Source organism: Streptomyces sp. NPDC127197, from assembly GCF_042672405.1.
Classification (GTDB): Bacteria; Actinomycetota; Actinomycetes; order Streptomycetales; family Streptomycetaceae; genus Streptomyces; species Streptomyces flavusporus.
The window spans coordinates 23,990-39,843 of the sequence record NZ_JBHXVG010000039.1 but is presented as its reverse complement, the minus strand read 5'-3'; the positions used below and the strand labels follow the sequence as shown (position 1 = coordinate 39,843).

Genomic DNA, 15,854 nt, shown 5'->3' with positions numbered 1-15,854 from the left:
CTCAGGCCGCCTCTTCCAGGCGCGCGTTGACGTAGTCGAGCACCTGCCGAGGGGTCTCCATCTCTTCCATGGCGGAGTCCGGTATGCGCAGCTTGAACTCGTCCTGGATCTGGGTGACGACCTCAAGGACGGCCAGCGAGTCGACGTTCAAGTCGGTGAACGGCTTGTCGAGGACGTCCTCGGTCAGGCTTGACGCGTCCCCGGACTCGCCCTGGGTGGCCCGCATGATCTCGAGCAGCTTTTCTACAGTCAATGTGCTCACGTTCGCTCCCTCGTAGGTTGGTGGGTTCAGTCGCCCACGGGCCCTGCCGAAACCCGTGGGTCATGAGACAGGTCCGTGCTCCGGGCTCGTCAGGCCGCCGCACGCAGCACCAGGGCTGCGTTGAACCCGCCCACACCCCTGGCGCAGACGAGTGCATGACGTATCGGCAGCTCCCGCGGCTCAGCACGGACAAGATCCAGTGGGCAGCCCGAGGCGAGTTCGCCCACATGCGGAGTGGGTGGCACCACGCCGTCGCGGATGGCCAACAGAGCTGTGGCGACATCGAGAGCGCCGCCGCCCGAGTACATCCGCCCCGTTGCGGCCTTTGGCACGGTGACGGGCACACCGCGCGGGCCGAACACCTCCGTCAGTGCCGCGGCTTCCGCGCGGTCCAGAGTCGACATCCCGCAGCCGTCCGCGAAGACCAGGTCGATGTCGCCCGGGGCGATCCGGGCATCGCCGAGCGCGTTGCGGATCGCCCGGCCGAGCGTCGGACCGCGTCCGGTGCCTGGGGCGGGATCGAAGGTCGCCGCGTAGCCGGCGATCTCGCCGTAGATCCGCTCGGCACCGCGTCGCACTGCGTCCTCGCGCCGTTCCATGATCATGATCGCGCCCCCCTCGCCCGGCACGTAGCCCGCTGCACGGTCGTCGAACGGCAGGTAGGCGGCCGTCGGGTCCGCGCTCGGACTGAGCAGCCCGGTCGCCAGCTGCGCGACCATGCAGGCCGGGGAGAGCGGGGCGTCGGTGCCACCGGTCACGGCGATGCGGGCACCGCGCCGCAGCTGCCGCCGGGCGTGCCCGATGGCGTCCAGCCCCCCGGCCTGCTCGGTCGCGATCAGCCCGCAGGGGCCGCGCAGGCCGTGATGGATCGACAGCTGCCCGGTGGTGGCCGCGTAGAACCAGGCCACCGACATGTAGGCGCTCACCCGCATGGGGCCGCCGCTCCACATCTTCTGCAGTTCGTGCTGACCGTATTCGACGCCCCCGGAGGAGTTCGCGGTGACCACGGCCCTCTCGTACTCAGGGAAGTCGGCGAGGTCGACCTGGGCGTCCGCCAGTGCCATGTTCGCACCGGCGAACGCGAAATGCGTCATCCGGTCGGTCTGTGCGAGCAGCCTGGACGGGACGTGGTCGGTCGCCTCGAAGTCGTCGACCTGTCCGGCGAGTTGAGTGGTGTAGCCGGAGGGGTCGAAACGGCGGATGCGGTCGATGCCGCTCTTGCCCGCGAGCGTGGTGGCCCAGTAGTTGTCCAGGCCCACACCCGTGGGGGCAACCACGCCCAGACCGGTGATCACTGTCATCGCCTGCTCCTCGGAGAGATCAGTACGACCGCGCTCTGGAAGCCGCCGAAGCCGCTGCCGACGCTGAGCACCACGTCGGTGGGGTGCTCGCGCGCCTCGCGCGGGACGTAGTCGAGATCGCACTCGGGGTCCGGGGTGGTGAGGTTCGCCGTCGGTGGCACCACTCCGTGCTCGATGGCGAGTGCGGAGGCGGCCACCTCGATCGCGCCGATGGCGCCCAAGGAGTGCCCCACCATCGACTTGATCGAGCTGACCGGTACCCGGCGGGCATGGTCCCTCAGGCTCCGCTTGAACGCGGCTGTCTCGTGCCGATCGTTCTGCCTGGTGCCCGATCCGTGCGCGTTGACGTAGTCGATGTCCTCAGCCGAGATACCGGCCTGCTCCATGGCTCGGTCGATGGCCTCGGCGAGTTCCCGGCCATCCGGCTTCAGGCCCGTCATGTGGTACGCGTTGGCGCGTCCGGCGTAGCCGGCCACCTCGCAGTAGATCTTCGCACCGCGCCGTACGGCCCGTTCCCTGGCCTCCATCACGAAGACCGCGGCTCCCTCCCCCAGTACCAGTCCGTCACGGTCCCGGTCAAAGGGACGGCAAGCGTGCTCAGCGTCGTCGTTACGGGTCGAGGTGGCTTTCAGCGAGTCGAAACAGGCCACGGTGATCGGCGAGATCGGGGCGTCCGTGGCACCACCGATCACGACGTCCGCGGAGCCCTCCTCGATCAGCTGCGCGGCGTGCCCGACGGCGTCGAGCCCGGAGGTGCAGCCGGTCGACACCACGGCTGTCGGTCCCTCCGCACCCACCCGGCGGGCGACCTCCACCCCGGCAGTGCTCGGGATGACCGCGCCGTACAGGTGCTGTACGCCGTACTCCTCGTCGCACAGCCACTTGCGCCCGCCATCGCTGATGACGACGTACTCCTCCTCCATCATCATCGTGCTGCCGACCGCGTTCCCGATGGTGACACCGGTACGCGCCGGATCCAGGTCACCCTCGCCGACCCCCGCGTCCGCGAGTGCCTCCCCGGTGGCGGCCACCGCCATCTGCACGGCCCGGTCCATCCGGCGGATCTCCTGCGGAGTAAGGCCCAGCGAGGCCGCGTCGAAGTCGCACTCCGCGGCGATCTGGCAACGGAACCGCTCGGGGCCGAACAGGGTGATGCGGCGCGTGGCCGTACGGCCCGCGGTCACCGCGGACCAGAAGGCAGGGGTGCCGACTCCGCCTGGGGCGATGACCCCCATCCCCGTGATGACGGCACGTCGTTCACTCCCCATCGGGATCAGCCTCCTCCGTGTCGACATGACCCAGCTCGGGGCGGGGCGCGAGCGGGCACGAGTGGAAGACGACGAACGTCGGCACGGTTCCGTCGTTGAGCATCTTGTGCCTGGTCATACGCGGGATGAGGATGCCCTCGCCCGCCGCCACCCGGTGGACGTCCGTGCCGTCCGTCGTCACCTCCAGACCGCCCTGCACCACGTACAGGAACTCGTCGGAGTACGGGTGGTAGTGCTCCCTGATCCGCTCGCCGACGGCCAGCAGGCCGGTGCCCATGAAGCCGCTGGTCACTCCGGTCGTTGCCGGGCCGAGGACGATCCGCAGATCGCCGCCGTGCCGAGGGCTCGACGGGACCTCCACCGCGGCGACCTTGGTGACCGCGGGCTCCGCCGGCCCCGTCGGCGCGGCGGTGTGTGTGTCCTGGGGGGACATCAGTCGGCCTGCCATGTGTAGAACGGCAGCGCCATGGCGTGCTTGGGCTCGGACCACTTGGGGTCGTACGCGGTGATGAACGGCAGCAGCCGCTCGTGGAGCTCCTCGAAGAGCGGGTGCTCCCGTGCCGCGTACAGCTTCTTCGTGGGGTCCTCGTCGGCCTCCACGAGGTGCATGTACAGGTCGTGGAAGCGGAAGAGCGTGCGTCGCCGCGCGCCGATGAGGTGCGGCAGTTCTGTACTGTCCGACCAGCGGAACAGGTCTGCGACCTTGTCGGCATCCTCGGGCTTCATCCGCGCCACGATCAAAGTACGGTGCATTCCGCCTCCCGGCAGTTCGATTCTGTGAGTCGCATGTGAGCTGAAAACCGCCCTTGCGTATCGTGGGTGGTACGCCTGGCGGCCCACTGGTCGCGGTCGGGCGGCGCGCCACCAGTGCGGGGACAGCGACCCACCAGCGCCCTCGGTCAATGTCGGGCCGTCAGAACCTGGAGCCCGCAACGATCGCGAGGGAATCCATGACCGTTTCGCAACCGGCCGGGGACGCCGGCATTCGGAGGCTGGGTGAGCTGGCATTCGCTGCCGGAAACGCGGCTGCCGTCCAGACGGCAACCCGGCTGAAGATCCCCGACATGATCGGCGACAAGCCCGTCCCGGTCGAGGAGCTCGCCGAGAGGGCGGGTCTCGAACCTCACCTGCTGTACCGGCTGTTGCGTGCCCTGACCACCTACGGCGTGTTCGAGGAGGTCGGCGAGCGGAGCTTCGCGCACACCGACATGTCGCTGCCACTGCGCGAGGACTCGCTCGACGGCATCCGCAACCTCATTCTGTGGATCGGCGCGCCGTGGACCTGGCAGGCGTGGCCGCGCCTGGAGGAGGCGCTGCGCACCGGCAAGTCCGTCATCCCGTCGATCTACGGCAAGGAGTTCTACGACTACCTGCGGGAGGACGCGCCCGACGACGAGCAGCTGTTCGCGCGGGCCATGACGGACTCCAGCGTGCGCAGCTCCGAAGTCGTCGCGCAGACCATCGACCTGACCGGCGTCGGCACGGTCGTGGACATCGGCGGCGGCCAGGGCTTGCTTCTGCGCACCCTGCTCGACCGGTTCCCGCACCTCAACGGCATGCTGTTCGACTTCGAGCAGGTAGTGGCCGGCGCCCACGAGGACCTCAAGGACGGCGGCAGGCTCGCCTCCCGGACCAGGATCGTGCCGGGCAACTGCCTGGAGTCGGTGCCCGTCGAGGCGGACGTCTACATCCTGAAGAACCTCTTGGACTGGCCGGACGAGAACTCCCTGGCGGTGCTCCGCAACATCACCGCCAGCGCTCCGCCCGGAGCCCGGGTGATCATCATCGACAGCGTGGTGGACGCCCACCCCGACGAGATGCGGATCACCACCACGCTCGACCTGTTCCTGATGATGAACGTCGGCGGCCAGAAGCACAGCCTGGCCGACTTCGACCCGCTGTTCGCGGAGATCGGAATCAAGAAGCTGAGCGTGCAGACCGTCCCGGGCACACTGCCTCGTCTGCACCTCGTCGAGGGCCTGCTGCACCGGGGATAAGCGCTCCCTGGCGGCGCGACGGCCTGGCCCCGCTCCCCCACGGTATGGCCGGGACCTCAACCTCAGGGAAGCGGCAAGGAAGCGCCTGTCCCCGCCACCACACGGGGGACAGGCGCTTCCGCGTGCCTGGCGCAGTGTGCCGGGCGCGCAGTGCTGTCATGAGCCGGCTGTCAGACGCTGACCGCCGCAGCCACTGTGCCGAGCGAGACGGCCACGGTGCCGCGCCCGACGCGCGCCTGGTGGACGGTGCGCCACCTCAGCCGTACGTGCCCCCGCTCCGGCAGCGGGTCGGCGACGTCGATCTTTTCCACCCACTCGTACAGCGGCCGTGCCCTGAGCCGGGAGACGACGGCGATCCCGCCGACGCACGCCGCCGCAAGTCCGTACAGCACCAGGGCAGCCATTCGGTCCACGGTGACCGTCAGGGCGACGTCGACCAGCGCCGCGAGCACCACCAGAGCCGGCATCAGTCTGTCCATCCGGCGCACGAGCAGCGTGTTCATCAGCTGGTAGTGATCGACATTCAGTCCGCGCAGTACGGGCTCGACCACGAGCAGGCCGACCAGCAGACCCGCCCAAGGACGCACCGCTCACCACGAGCGACAGCACACTCAACGCCTCGGTCACCGCATACCTCCCACCATCACGGGTCCCTGACCGGAGTCGAACGCAACGCGCTAGGCGATTACTCGGAGCCGCCTGGCACCCGGTGGTGCCCCGGACACCAGCCGGGCCCCAACGCACCGCCCGACAGTGACCGCATGACTGCCGCGCCCGATCCGCGACGCTGGTGGGGACTCGCCGTCATAGGCCTCGCCCAGCTGTTGGTGGTGCTCGACGCCACGATCATGAGCATCGCCCTCCCTCACGCCCAGGACAGCCTGAACGTGAGCGACGGCAGCCGGCAGTGGGTCATCACCGCCTACACCCTCGCGTTCGGCGCTCTGTTGCTCTTCGGCGGCCAGGTCGCCGACCGTGTCGGGTACGAGCGAGCTTTCGTCATCGGTCTCATCGGATTCGTGGTCGCCTCCATGCTGGGCGGCGCGGCACCCACGGCGGGACTGCTGTTCGCAGCGCGAGCCCTCCAGGGCGTGTTCGCCGCGCTGCTCGCGCCGTCGGCGCTCGCTCTGCTGTCGACGACCTTCCACAACCCCGGCGAACGCGCCAAGGCATTGGGCGTATTCGGCGTGATCGCCGGGGCAGGCTCGGTCGTCGGCCTCATCGCCGGCGGTCTGCTCACCCAATACGTGAGCCGGCGGTGGTGTCTATACGCCAATCTGCCACCCGGCACTGTCGCCGTGACCGGGGCGCTGATCGTGCTGCGCGATCGGCGGGGGAACAGCGGTACCCGCCTGAACGTCCCGGGTGTGCTCCTGGTCGGCACCGGCCTCGTCGCCGTCACCGCAGGCTTCGGGGAGGCCACCTCACGCGGATGGGGAGACGCCGCGGTGCTGGGCTTCCTCGCCGGGGGCGCCGTCCTGCTCGCTCTCTTCGCCTGGCGGCAAGCACGCACCCGAACGCCGCTGCTGCCGCCGCGCATCGTGCGCAGTCGCGTGTGCACGGGTGGGTACGTCGCGATGGCGCTCGTCACCGTAGGGCTGTTCGCCCTGTTCCTGTCCGTCACGTACTACCTGCAGACCGTCCTCGGCTACTCCCCACTCAAGGCCGGCCTGGCCTTCCTGCCAACGGCCGTCGGCATCATCTTGGGCGCGGCCTGGATCTCCGCCGGGCTCAGCCACCGGGTGCCACCGCGTGGGCTGATCGTGCCCGGAATGCTGCTGGCGGCGGGAGGGATGGTGCTGCTCACCGGGCTCGGCACGGAGCCGGCGTATCTGTCGCACGTATTGCCGGCCGAGCTCATGGTGGGGCTGGGCACCGGCACCACGTTCATGGCGGCGATCGGCAGTTCCACGCTGGGCGTCGACCCCCGGGAGACAGGCATCGCCTCGGCCACCCTCACCACCGCACAGCAGATCGGCGGATCAATAGGCGTCGCGCTACTGAACACGCTGGCGAGCAGCGCGACACAGCGGTATGAGAGCCCGCGGAGCCGGAGTACGCCGCGGTTGTCGAACGGGCCGCCACGGTGCACGGGTTCGCGATGGCGTCCGGCTGGGTTGCGGCCCTGCCGGCCGGGGGAGCGGTCGGCGTGGGATTCGCGATCAACACCCCGGCGCAGCCCCTCACCTCCCCCGCCGGACCTGAGCCGGCGGAACGTCCCCACGACGACACGCCGCCCAGCAGTCTCGGCCCGACGCCAACCACCCAAGAACTCCGGAGGTAACCACCCATGAGCCAGCCCGACGTCGTCGTACCGGCCGTGCCCGTCCCCGTACTCCCGCCACCCTTGCCGATCCCTGCCGAGTCGACCTCACTGGCCGGACGGCGCATCGCCGTCCTCGGTCAGGGCGGCTCCGCCCGCGCCATCGCTGCCAAGCTCGGCGCCCACGGCGCCACGGTCGCCTTACACCCACCCGGCGGCTCGATCCAACGCGCTACCGCAGGCGGGGCCCGCCAACGGCTGGACGGCGTTCTCGTCCTGCTGCCCAGGACATCGGGAAACGCCGCCGCCTCGGACGCCATCGCCACGGCCATGCGGTTCTCGCCCCGCTGGCTGCTCGTACTGGCCCCGGGGACCGATCCCGCCGAGGCGGGGCGGGCAGCCCTGGTCCTCGACCGCTGACGCCCACACCGTAGCCGCTTCAAACCCGAGGGAGTGTCATGTCCCGCAAGCTGTTCACCTCTGAGTCCGTGACCGAGGGGCATCCCGACAAAATGGCTGACCGGATCAGCGACACGATCCTCGACGCCCTGCTCAAGGAGGATCCGCTGTCGCGGGTCGCCGTGGAGACACTGATCACCACCGGTCAGGTGCATGTGGCCGGAGAGGTGACCACCACGGCGTATGCGGACATCCCCGGCCTGGTCCGCGACGCGGTACTCGACATCGGCTACGACTCGTCCACGACGGGGTTCGACGGCGCCTCCTGCGGTGTCTCGATCTCCATAGGCGCCCAGTCGCCCGACATTGCCCGCGGTGTGGACACCGACGCGAAGGACGCCGATCCGCTGACTGCACAGGGGGCGGGCGACCAGGGCCTGATGTTCGGTTATGCCTGCGGCGAGACGCCAGAGTTGATGCCGCTGCCCATCCAGTTGGCACACCGGCTCGCGTACCGGCTGGCCCAGGTCCGCAAGGGCGGCACCATGCCGTACCTGCGACCCGACGGAAAAACACAGGTGACCGTCGAATACCTGGGCGGCGGCCGAGTCCGTCTCGACACCGTGGTGGTCTCCGCCCAGCACGCGGCGGACATCGACCTGGAGGACCTGCTGCTGCCCGACGTCCGCCGACACGTCGTCGAGCACGAACTCGCACGGCTGGCCAATGACGGCATCGAGCTCACCGCCGAGGGCTGCCGGTTGCTGGTCAACCCCACTGGCCGGTTCCACATCGGCGGCCCGATGGGGGACGCGGGCCTGACCGGCCGAAAGATCATCATCGACACATACGGCGGCATGGCCCGCCACGGCGGCGGAGCATTTTCCGGCAAGGACCCCTCCAAGGTGGACCGCAGCGCCGCCTACGCCATGCGCTGGGTGGCCAAGAACGTGGTCGCGGCGGGCCTGGCCTCCCGCTGCGAGGTCCAGGTCGCCTACGCCATCGGCAGGGCGGAGCCGGTCGGTCTCTTCGTGGAGACCTTCGGCACCGCCACGGTCTCTCCGACCGCGATCGAGAAGGCCATCGACACCGTCTTCGACCTACGTCCCGCCGCGATCATCCGTGACCTCGACCTGCTCCGCCCGATCTACGCCCCAACTTCCGCGTACGGCCACTTCGGTCGCGAGCTGCCGGACTTCACCTGGGAGCAGACCGACCGGGTCCCCGCTCTCCGCGCCGCCGCCGGGGCCTGACATGCGCATTGCCGTCACCGGTTCGGTCGCCACGGACCACCTCATGACCTTCCCCGGCCGCATCGCAGACCAGTTCTTGGCCGATCACCTGGACTGTCTCTCCCTCTCCTTCCTGGTCGACACCCTGGAGGTCCGGGACGGTGGAGTCGGGGCCAACATCGCCTACGGGCTGGCCCTCCTCGGCCACCGACCACTCCTGATCGCCTCAGTCGGAACCGACTTCGAGACGTACGGTGCCCGGCTGGCCGCGGTGGGAGTGGACCTCTCCGCCGTCCGAGTCTCCACCACTTGCCATACCGCCCGCTTTCTGTGCACCACGGACACGGAGGGCAACCAGCTCGCTTCCTTCTACCCAGGCGCCATGAGCGATGCGCCCGCCATCGACCTCAGCGCCGTACTGCAACGGCGCGGCGGCGCCGATCTCGTGCTCATCGGCGCCGACGACCCGGAGGCAATGGCGCGCCACACCCGGGCCTGTCGATCACTGGGGGTGCGTTTCGTCGCCGACCCGTCCCAGCAGCTCGCACGGCTCAACGGTGCGCAGATCCGGGAACTCGTCGCCGGGGCTGACCACTTGTTCACCAACGAGTACGAACGCGAGCTACTCCTGGCCAAGACAGGCTGGACGCCGGACGACGTACTGGACCAGGTCTCCACATGGGTGACGACCCTCGCTGCGAAGGGCAGCCGCGTCGAGCAGAGCGGCAGGCCGCCGGCTGAGGTCCCGGCTGTGCCCAACGCCACGACGGTCGACCCGACGGGGGTTGGTGACGCGTTCCGCGCCGGTTACCTGTCGGCCCTCGCCGCAGGAGTTGATCCGGTTCGGTGCGCCCGGGCGGGCTCGGCGCTGGCCGCCCTGGCCCTCGCCACCGTCGGCACCCAGACATACACGCTGGCCTCCGGCAGATCGGACGACCTGATCACGGCGCCTTCAGTCCGGGTCACCGCGACGTGACCCAGGGACGATGCCCCGCTCGCGCTCCATGACCGTCGAATGCCCCGACGTCGACCTGACCTCCTGCACTACACCGCGGTCAGGCCGTCGCCCAGCCCTCGCAGAGCCACGCCGACTGCCCCGCCTTTGCTACCTGTGGTTGGCTGACGGCGGATTCGTGCGGGGTGGGCCGTGGGTTGATGGCGTCAACTAGCGGTGGTTTGTTAGGGCGGGGTCAGGTAGGGGTTGAGTTGTTGGCCGTGGCTGACGGCGTTGATCAAGTCCTGTAATGCTGCTGGTGGGGGCGTGCTGGACCAGGCCTTCCACCAGCGTTGCAGCATGATGGCGGGGGTCAGCCAGCTGCGGACGGCGCGAAGGGCCTGGGGCCAGCGGGCCGGTTGGGGTGTTGAGGTGCCCCCTCTCCGGGCCCGGTGGGTTGGCGGCTGCCGGGGGCAGGCCGGCTTCCCAGCAGAAGGAGAACGCGCAGTTGACCAGGGTCTGGTGTCGGCGGATGGCGCGGTCGGTGCGGACCTGGAAGTCGGCCCACCCGAGCTCGTCCTTGACCTGCTTGTAGCTCTGCTCGATCCAGTTACGGATGCCGTAGATCCGCACGACCTCGTCCAGGTCGGCGGGCGGGTGGGGTGACTGGGCAGCGCATGGGCTGCCGGGGCGGGGCAGGTCGGTGACCAGGTACCAGGTGCTCTTGTCCGGCAGCGTCGCCGGGTCGGTGGTGGCCACCACCAGCCGGTTCAGGCCGTCCGGACCCCAGAATCCCAAGGTGGCATCGGCGGCCCACCATGTGGCGGTGTGCCCGTCGCGGAAGGTGCGGGTGATGGGCGTCCAGTCGCCGGGCCGGCTGGGGCCGTGCCAGGCCAGTTCGCGGGCGGCGTCGACGGGGGTGTGGGCCTGGTCGCCGTAGGCCCACACCCCGCGGCGGCGTTTGACAACCATCACGAACGGCACGTCAGCGGCGTGCAGTTCACAGCGGAAGTCGTCCACGTCACCGTAGGCGCCATCAGCCACCGCGGCCCGGAATGGCACGTCGCGTGCACGGGCCTGCCGGGCCAGTTGGGCAGCGATACGCCACTTGGTGCGAAAGCCGGGATCAGCGCGGCCCTTTTCGAAGTGGTGGGCAGGTGTGTAGGGCACCGCGTCCAGGGGGTAGTACACGTTCTCGTCCGCCCACAGCGTGGTCACCGTGACCACGGCATTGTCGGTCTTGCCGTACCGGCCCAACCACTGCCGGCCCACGTTCGCCGTCGCCCGACCGTCCTTGCGATCGCCAGAATCATCGATGACCAGCACTCCACCCGGATGCGGAGCCGTGCGCGGATCACCCAGTAACCGTTGCAGACGCCGGGCGTTGATCCGCTCGTGCTCCCAAGGGGATTCGGAGAGGAAGAACTGCAGCCGCTGCACCGCGGGATGCTGGGCTCCCGTCACCGGCTCGGCCCCAGCCAGACACGTCAGCGTCTTGTTCCGCTCCCGCGGCGCCAGCAACCCGGTCAGGTACTGACGAAAACCCCGACGCTGGGCCAGAGAGTCGAACAGATCATCAAAGCCGGCAGCGTACTGTTCCAGCGCGCCCGGAGCCGGCGGACACGGACGACGAGCAGTCATCACACCCACCCCTACTCGTCCTTCTACTGCGCCCACTGACCCACGTCAACAAACCACCGCTAACGACTCCTAACAAAAGGAGGCTTCTGGACCTCCGGGAATGACGGTGTGCCAGTTCTCGTTGATGCTGGCCGGAGGGGGTGCGAGTCAGTCGAGACGAGGAAGGCTGCTGCCAGACCGTGGGAGATCGACGACGAGTTGTGGGCGCGCATCGAGCCGCTGCTGCCGGTCGTCCCGCGTAATCCGCGGCGTCCGGGTCGTAAGCGTCTGGATAGTCGCAAGGTGCTGTGCGGGATCCTGTTCGTTCTGTACACCGGGATCCGCTGGGAGTTTCTGCCCCAGGAGCTGGGCTTCGGCTCGGGCATGACCTGCTGGCGACGCCTGCGGGACTGGAACGAGGCCGGGGTCTGGCAGCGCCTGCACGAGCTGCTGCTCTCCGAGCTGCGGGCCGCGGACATGCTGGACTTCTCCCGCGCCGCAGTCGACTCCAGCCACATCCGCGCGATGAAGGGCGGGCCCGCCACTGGACCGTCCCCGGTGGACCGGGGCAAGTCCGGCAGCAAGCACCACCTGATCGTCGAAGCGCAGGGCATCACGCTCGCCGCGATCACCACCGGCGGCAACCGCAACGACGTCACCCAACTGATCCCGCTGCTCCAGGCCGTCCCGCCGATCCGCGGCAAGCGCGGTCAGCCACTGCGCCGCCCGAAGCACCTGTATGCCGACCGCGGCTACGACCACGAGGTCTACCGGGACAAGGTCCGCCGGTTCCAGATCACCCCGCACCTCGCCCAGCGTGGCACCGGGCACGGCTCCGGCCTGGGGGTGTACCGCTGGGTCGTGGAAGGAGCGATCGCGCTGCTGCATTGGTTCCGCCGCCTGCGCATCCGCTGGGAGATCCGCGACGACATCCACCACGCGTTCGTCACCCTCGGCTGCGCCGTCATCTGCTGGCGACGACTCCGCACCGCACTGCGTCGGGGGTGAGGGCACGATGTGCCCCAGGAGATGGCCTTCTCGATACGTCAGAACGCATTCGCAGCAGTACCGGGCCCGCGCAGCCTCACATGCGGGATCTCAGCACGTCGACCTCGCAACCCGGCGCGAACGGGTCGAAACCGTGCTCGACCAGCCAGCGAACGATCAGCAGGCTTCGCAACGACCACCACGCGTGGATCACGTCGAGGTCGATGTCGGTGCCGTAGCCGGCGATGACGTCGTCGAGGTGCTCCTCGTGTCCGAGCGTGAAGGTGGCGAGGTCGTACAGGGCATCACCCTGGCCCGCCTCGGACCAGTCGATGATGCCCGTGACCTCGTCGCCGTTGACGAAGACGTGCGCGATCTGCAGGTCGCCGTGCGTGAACGCCGGAGTCCACGGCCGGAGCGCGGCCTCGGCGACCTGGCGGTTGTGGGTGACCAGGTCCGCGGGCAGGAGGCCGTTCGTCACGAGCCACTCGCACTCGTCGTCGAGTTCCGCCGCCAGCGCGACGATGCTCCGGCCGGCCCGGCCGGGCCGGGGCGGCAGCGGCGCGTCGTGCAGCTTCCGGATGGCGGCGCCCGCCGCGGCCCACGCCGTCGGCGACCCGGTCGACGGCCCGCCGAGGCGTCCAAGCGTCGTCCCTGGGAGTGCGGCGATCGCGAGCACGGGCGGCTTGCGCCACAGGACCTCCGGGGTTGGGACTGGCGCGAGGGACATCGCCTCGACCTCGACGTCGATGCGCGCCTGATCGGCGTCCACCTTCAGGAACACGTCGCCGACGCGCAGGGTCGCGCGCTCGGAATGGGCGACGACGACTTTGACCTCATCCATGGGCGACCAGTATCCCGGGGATGATCGTCGACGTCGCCGGGTTTCTCACGTGCGATTGCGCGGCTGACCGCGTCCCGCCTACCTCGCGGCCTCGTGCACGACACCGACCTCTCACCAGGTCAAAGCCCACCACTTTTGTTAGGAGTCCTAAGCACCCGTGGAGGCGGGCGGTTGGGCTCCCTACACTGAGGAACGATCTTCTGTGAAGCGGGGAAGTGATCTCCAACGGGCGCCGGAGTGCCGGTCAGACCTACGCGAACGGCCTTATCGGTTCGAAACGGCAGAGCCGGACCAGATCAGCTGAGACAAAATCCGGCACTCACCCGCTCGGGACCACATCACCTGAGATTCCCAGTATCTCCGCGTCTCAGCCGAACTGGTCGCCGCAGGTCGGAGCCTCCGCGCGGAGCCAGATCATTCAAGACGGGACAGTCTGCAACGTCGGAGAACTGGCGGGACAAGTCAGTGCCGTGCCAGCTCTACACCCGTCGGGTCGCGGTGTGGATCTGGCATCTCCAGCTGTCCCATGGGGCTGAACCTCGGGAGTGGACACCGGGTTTCATGCGATGAGTGACAGCGTATGTGATGCGGGGAGTTGTTGTTCGAACTCGGCTGGTGTGAGGTAGCCGAGGGCGGAGTGGCGGCGGCGTCAGTTGTAGTAGGCCAGCCAGCGGAACAGCTCGAGGCGGGTCTGCGCTTTCGAGGTCCAGCGGCGTCCGTGGAGCAACTCGCGCTTGAGGCCCTGGAAGAACGACTCGGCCAGGGCGTTGTCGTAGCTGGTGCCGACCCGGCCCATGCTGCGGCGGATGCCGTGCCGGCGGCACGCGTCGGCGAAGGCGGCCGCGCTGTACTGGGCGCCCCTGTCCGTGTGGAAGACGACGCCGTGGACCTGGCCGCCGCGGGCGGCGACGGCCATCTCGATCGCGTCGGTGACCAGCGAGGTGCGCATATGGTCGGCGATCGACCAGCCCACCACCCGCCGCGAACAGATATCGATCACCGTGGCGAGCTGGGCGTAGGTGTCCCCGCAACGCAGATGCGCGAGGGCAAGCAGAGCTTGGCGTCCAGCTCCGAGCCGGCGCCACCGGCTACCGATGCGCACGCGGTGGGCGGACAGGTGACGGGTCAGGTACCGCAGGCTCGAACTGGACAGATCGAGCGCGGATGGGTACACAAGCACGCGAAGCTCCTGGCACGTACGGGCGATCTTGGTCGTGAACCCGTCTACCAGGAGCTTCGCTAATTCGTACAGCCCATCCCTACCCGCAACCTGCCGCCCCATCAGGTTGGAAAAGCCTCAGTCCCAGGCGTGACTTGGGGCGATCGGAAAGGAACGTCTGGGCGTACTCGGCAGCCAGTTGGCCGGGGCTCAATTTGGTCTCTCGGCTGGGCGCGAGGCCTGGCCAGTTCTGCCCGAAGGGAGCCGTGACGGCGAGGCGCCTGCGGGTGTCGAGCATGTCGTCGTCTTCATCGACGGCTGTATAGGTCGCCCACCACTGTGCGAGAAGGCCAGCAGGGTCGTGGTCCGCTGGGGAAGACATCTGCTTGGGAAAATCTCCCCAGATCCCCACGGGCGGAATTCGCCCTCGCTCGGATCCAGCGAGTCGAGCAGCAGCGGCCACAAGCCGGAGCGTGAGTGTTCGGCGAGCATCTGAGTCCACAGCTCAGCCGTGGTCGGTCCGTCACTGAGCACAGGGGCTGTACGTCTCCGTCGCCTTCATCGGATGTGATCATCCGACCGGGCGGGAGCAGGCCCTCAAGGATCGATCGGGCTTCAGGGTGCATGGGGCGCATGCCAGTGCCACGATCGCGAGGCATCACTGAGAGGGTCCGAGCACTCGATCGCGGAACTGCTGGAAGGCGTGCCAGCCTGATAGTTGCCCCGGAGTGATCAGGTCCCCTTCCGTGCAGTCGAGCACCTTGCACCGCAGCGCCTCGGCAAGACGGAAGACGGGTGCCAGCACGTCGTCGCCGGAGCCCCGGATGTGAAGCATGATCGAGTCCACCGGGTCTTCTGAGCCGATGTTGAGTTCGATGGACCAAGTGGGGCCGGAAAGTTCGCCCCATGTGGGGTCCGAGAGATCAACTTCGGGAACGGCCTGGGTGACAGCCGCGAGCACGTCGTATTGCCGGCCCAACGGGGCCGGAGTGCAGTCGGCGGGAAGCTCGTGCATCGAGGTGACGTCGTCGGGCAGGCGGAGGAGGAGCACGTCCCAGCCCATGGTGGCCTTTCAGGTAGGACTCGAGAAGCGGTTGCGGTGGGTCAGATCAGGCTGGGCTGTTCTCCGGGAGGCTGTGGCAGGAGCACGTTCTGCAACTGGCGGATGTTCGCACGCCAGGGGCCGCCATCCGACTCGGCCCATAGCTCCATCAGCTCGGACGGCTCGGTCAGGACCCGGTCGAGGGCGCGGAGGGCGAGATCGCGCAGGCCGGTGAGACCAGGAAGGGGCTCTTTCGGCCCATAAACGGGATCGGCAGGCTCACCTCCGGGACATTGCGCCGCAACGAGGGCGGCCGCGACCACGGCCACATCCGATTCGGGCGCTTCGAGGTAGTCCGCAGTATCGATCACACGTGTGAGAGCGCCGCGAACGATGCCCTCTCGTTCGCCTGCGGCTGCCTCGTCAAGGTCGCCGCAGAAGTCCGCTGCGGTGTCGTTGTCGAAGGGGCCGACGTCCCAAGTGCCCATAGTCTCTCCCGATCATGGTGCTGACCGAGGAATCCTGACAGAGGCCACTGACAGCGGC

16 protein-coding genes and 1 pseudogene are annotated in these 15,854 nt (G+C 68.8%); 6 read left to right on the top strand and 11 right to left on the bottom strand.

The window, feature by feature from the left end:
• Position 1: 1 nt before the first annotated feature.
• From ACFVJQ_RS37290 to ACFVJQ_RS37270, 5 genes are all read right to left on the bottom strand, one after another.
• Positions 2-262: an acyl carrier protein gene (locus tag ACFVJQ_RS37290; RefSeq protein ID WP_385515053.1), complete on the bottom strand. Its 261-nt coding sequence runs from the start codon at positions 260-262 to the stop codon at positions 2-4.
• Positions 263-351: 89 nt separating this feature from the next.
• Complete coding sequence (locus ACFVJQ_RS37285; protein WP_385515052.1) at positions 352-1,563, bottom strand: ketosynthase chain-length factor; 1,212 nt, start codon at positions 1,561-1,563, stop codon at positions 352-354.
• The gene (locus ACFVJQ_RS37280) at positions 1,560-2,831 is read right to left on the bottom strand and encodes a beta-ketoacyl-[acyl-carrier-protein] synthase family protein (protein ID WP_385515051.1); all 1,272 of its coding nucleotides are present in this window, start codon (positions 2,829-2,831) and stop codon (positions 1,560-1,562) included. The genes ACFVJQ_RS37285 and ACFVJQ_RS37280 overlap by 4 nt, the downstream gene beginning before the upstream one ends.
• A complete protein-coding gene (locus ACFVJQ_RS37275) occupies positions 2,821-3,279 on the bottom strand; it encodes a cupin domain-containing protein (RefSeq protein ID WP_385515050.1) in 459 nt (152 codons plus the stop codon). Before ACFVJQ_RS37275 ends, ACFVJQ_RS37280 begins: the two co-directional genes overlap by 11 nt.
• Complete coding sequence (locus ACFVJQ_RS37270; RefSeq protein ID WP_385515049.1) at positions 3,264-3,584, bottom strand: TcmI family type II polyketide cyclase; 321 nt, start codon at positions 3,582-3,584, stop codon at positions 3,264-3,266. Before ACFVJQ_RS37270 ends, ACFVJQ_RS37275 begins: the two co-directional genes overlap by 16 nt.
• 197 nt (positions 3,585-3,781) lie before the next feature.
• On the opposite strand from ACFVJQ_RS37270, the gene ACFVJQ_RS37265 reads away from it, so the two are divergent.
• Positions 3,782-4,828, top strand: a complete 1,047-nt coding sequence (locus ACFVJQ_RS37265; protein WP_385515048.1) for a methyltransferase — start codon at positions 3,782-3,784, stop codon at positions 4,826-4,828.
• A gap of 170 nt (positions 4,829-4,998) precedes the next feature.
• Here ACFVJQ_RS37265 and ACFVJQ_RS37260 read toward each other — a convergent pair whose 3' ends face one another.
• On the bottom strand, positions 4,999-5,415 hold the full coding sequence (locus ACFVJQ_RS37260) for a hypothetical protein (RefSeq protein WP_385515047.1): 417 nt from the start codon (positions 5,413-5,415) through the stop codon (positions 4,999-5,001).
• 174 nt (positions 5,416-5,589) lie between these two features.
• On the opposite strand from ACFVJQ_RS37260, the gene ACFVJQ_RS37255 reads away from it, so the two are divergent.
• The 4 genes from ACFVJQ_RS37255 to ACFVJQ_RS37240 are packed head-to-tail and all read left to right on the top strand — an operon-like array spanning position 5,590 to position 9,698.
• Positions 5,590-7,122 carry an MFS transporter gene (locus ACFVJQ_RS37255; RefSeq protein WP_385515046.1) on the top strand — a complete coding sequence of 511 codons (1,533 nt, stop codon included), beginning with the start codon at positions 5,590-5,592 and terminating at the stop codon, positions 7,120-7,122.
• Positions 7,119-7,511: a hypothetical protein gene (locus ACFVJQ_RS37250; protein WP_385515045.1), complete on the top strand. Its 393-nt coding sequence runs from the start codon at positions 7,119-7,121 to the stop codon at positions 7,509-7,511. The genes ACFVJQ_RS37255 and ACFVJQ_RS37250 overlap by 4 nt, the downstream gene beginning before the upstream one ends.
• A 38-nt stretch (positions 7,512-7,549) precedes the next feature.
• A complete protein-coding gene (gene metK, locus ACFVJQ_RS37245) occupies positions 7,550-8,743 on the top strand; it encodes a methionine adenosyltransferase (protein WP_385790118.1) in 1,194 nt (397 codons plus the stop codon).
• A 1-nt stretch (position 8,744) separates the two neighbouring features.
• Positions 8,745-9,698 (top strand): carbohydrate kinase family protein, encoded by a 954-nt coding sequence (locus ACFVJQ_RS37240; protein ID WP_385790116.1) that lies wholly within the window; start codon positions 8,745-8,747, stop codon positions 9,696-9,698.
• 189 nt (positions 9,699-9,887) lie between these two features.
• On the opposite strand, the gene ACFVJQ_RS37235 is transcribed toward ACFVJQ_RS37240, so the two are convergent.
• Entirely contained in the window at positions 9,888-11,297 is a 1,410-nt protein-coding gene (locus ACFVJQ_RS37235; protein WP_385790147.1) for an IS701 family transposase, read from the bottom strand.
• 186 nt (positions 11,298-11,483) lie between these two features.
• Here ACFVJQ_RS37235 and ACFVJQ_RS37230 point away from each other — a divergent pair, with 186 nt between their 5' ends.
• Positions 11,484-12,284, top strand: coding sequence for an IS5 family transposase (locus ACFVJQ_RS37230; RefSeq protein WP_385790145.1), 801 nt, complete (start codon positions 11,484-11,486; stop codon positions 12,282-12,284).
• 76 nt (positions 12,285-12,360) lie between these two features.
• On the opposite strand, the gene ACFVJQ_RS37225 is transcribed toward ACFVJQ_RS37230, so the two are convergent.
• From ACFVJQ_RS37225 to ACFVJQ_RS37210, 4 genes and pseudogenes are all read right to left on the bottom strand, one after another.
• A complete protein-coding gene (locus ACFVJQ_RS37225; protein WP_385515042.1) occupies positions 12,361-13,107 on the bottom strand; it encodes a phosphotransferase family protein in 747 nt (248 codons plus the stop codon).
• Positions 13,108-13,666: 559 nt separating this feature from the next.
• Positions 13,667-14,119 (bottom strand): annotated as a pseudogene (locus ACFVJQ_RS37220) (IS3 family transposase); the annotation flags it as partial.
• An 805-nt stretch (positions 14,120-14,924) separates the two neighbouring features.
• Entirely contained in the window at positions 14,925-15,329 is a 405-nt protein-coding gene (locus ACFVJQ_RS37215) for a hypothetical protein (RefSeq protein ID WP_385515041.1), read from the bottom strand.
• A 41-nt stretch (positions 15,330-15,370) separates the two neighbouring features.
• The gene (locus ACFVJQ_RS37210) at positions 15,371-15,796 is read right to left on the bottom strand and encodes a DUF4259 domain-containing protein (RefSeq protein ID WP_385515040.1); all 426 of its coding nucleotides are present in this window, start codon (positions 15,794-15,796) and stop codon (positions 15,371-15,373) included.
• Between the last annotated feature and the right edge of the window lie 58 nt (positions 15,797-15,854).

Excerpts from the sequence above, each read along its gene's own strand:
- ACFVJQ_RS37250 (WP_385515045.1), top strand. The coding sequence starts at position 7,119 with ATGAGCCAGCCCGACGTCGTCGTACCGGCCGTGCCCGTCCCCGTACTC.
- ACFVJQ_RS37265 (WP_385515048.1), top strand. The coding sequence starts at position 3,782 with ATGACCGTTTCGCAACCGGCCGGGGACGCCGGCATTCGGAGGCTGGGT.
- metK (WP_385790118.1), top strand. The coding sequence starts at position 7,550 with ATGTCCCGCAAGCTGTTCACCTCTGAGTCCGTGACCGAGGGGCATCCC.
- ACFVJQ_RS37235 (WP_385790147.1), bottom strand. The coding sequence starts at position 11,297 with ATGACTGCTCGTCGTCCGTGTCCGCCGGCTCCGGGCGCGCTGGAACAG.
- ACFVJQ_RS37275 (WP_385515050.1), bottom strand. The coding sequence starts at position 3,279 with ATGGCAGGCCGACTGATGTCCCCCCAGGACACACACACCGCCGCGCCG.
- ACFVJQ_RS37280 (WP_385515051.1), bottom strand. The coding sequence starts at position 2,831 with ATGGGGAGTGAACGACGTGCCGTCATCACGGGGATGGGGGTCATCGCC.
- ACFVJQ_RS37210 (WP_385515040.1), bottom strand. The coding sequence starts at position 15,796 with ATGGGCACTTGGGACGTCGGCCCCTTCGACAACGACACCGCAGCGGAC.
- ACFVJQ_RS37255 (WP_385515046.1), top strand. The coding sequence starts at position 5,590 with ATGACTGCCGCGCCCGATCCGCGACGCTGGTGGGGACTCGCCGTCATA.
- ACFVJQ_RS37270 (WP_385515049.1), bottom strand. The coding sequence starts at position 3,584 with ATGCACCGTACTTTGATCGTGGCGCGGATGAAGCCCGAGGATGCCGAC.
- ACFVJQ_RS37215 (WP_385515041.1), bottom strand. The coding sequence starts at position 15,329 with ATGGGCTGGGACGTGCTCCTCCTCCGCCTGCCCGACGACGTCACCTCG.
- ACFVJQ_RS37225 (WP_385515042.1), bottom strand. The coding sequence starts at position 13,107 with ATGGATGAGGTCAAAGTCGTCGTCGCCCATTCCGAGCGCGCGACCCTG.
- ACFVJQ_RS37285 (WP_385515052.1), bottom strand. The coding sequence starts at position 1,563 with ATGACAGTGATCACCGGTCTGGGCGTGGTTGCCCCCACGGGTGTGGGC.
- ACFVJQ_RS37240 (WP_385790116.1), top strand. The coding sequence starts at position 8,745 with ATGCGCATTGCCGTCACCGGTTCGGTCGCCACGGACCACCTCATGACC.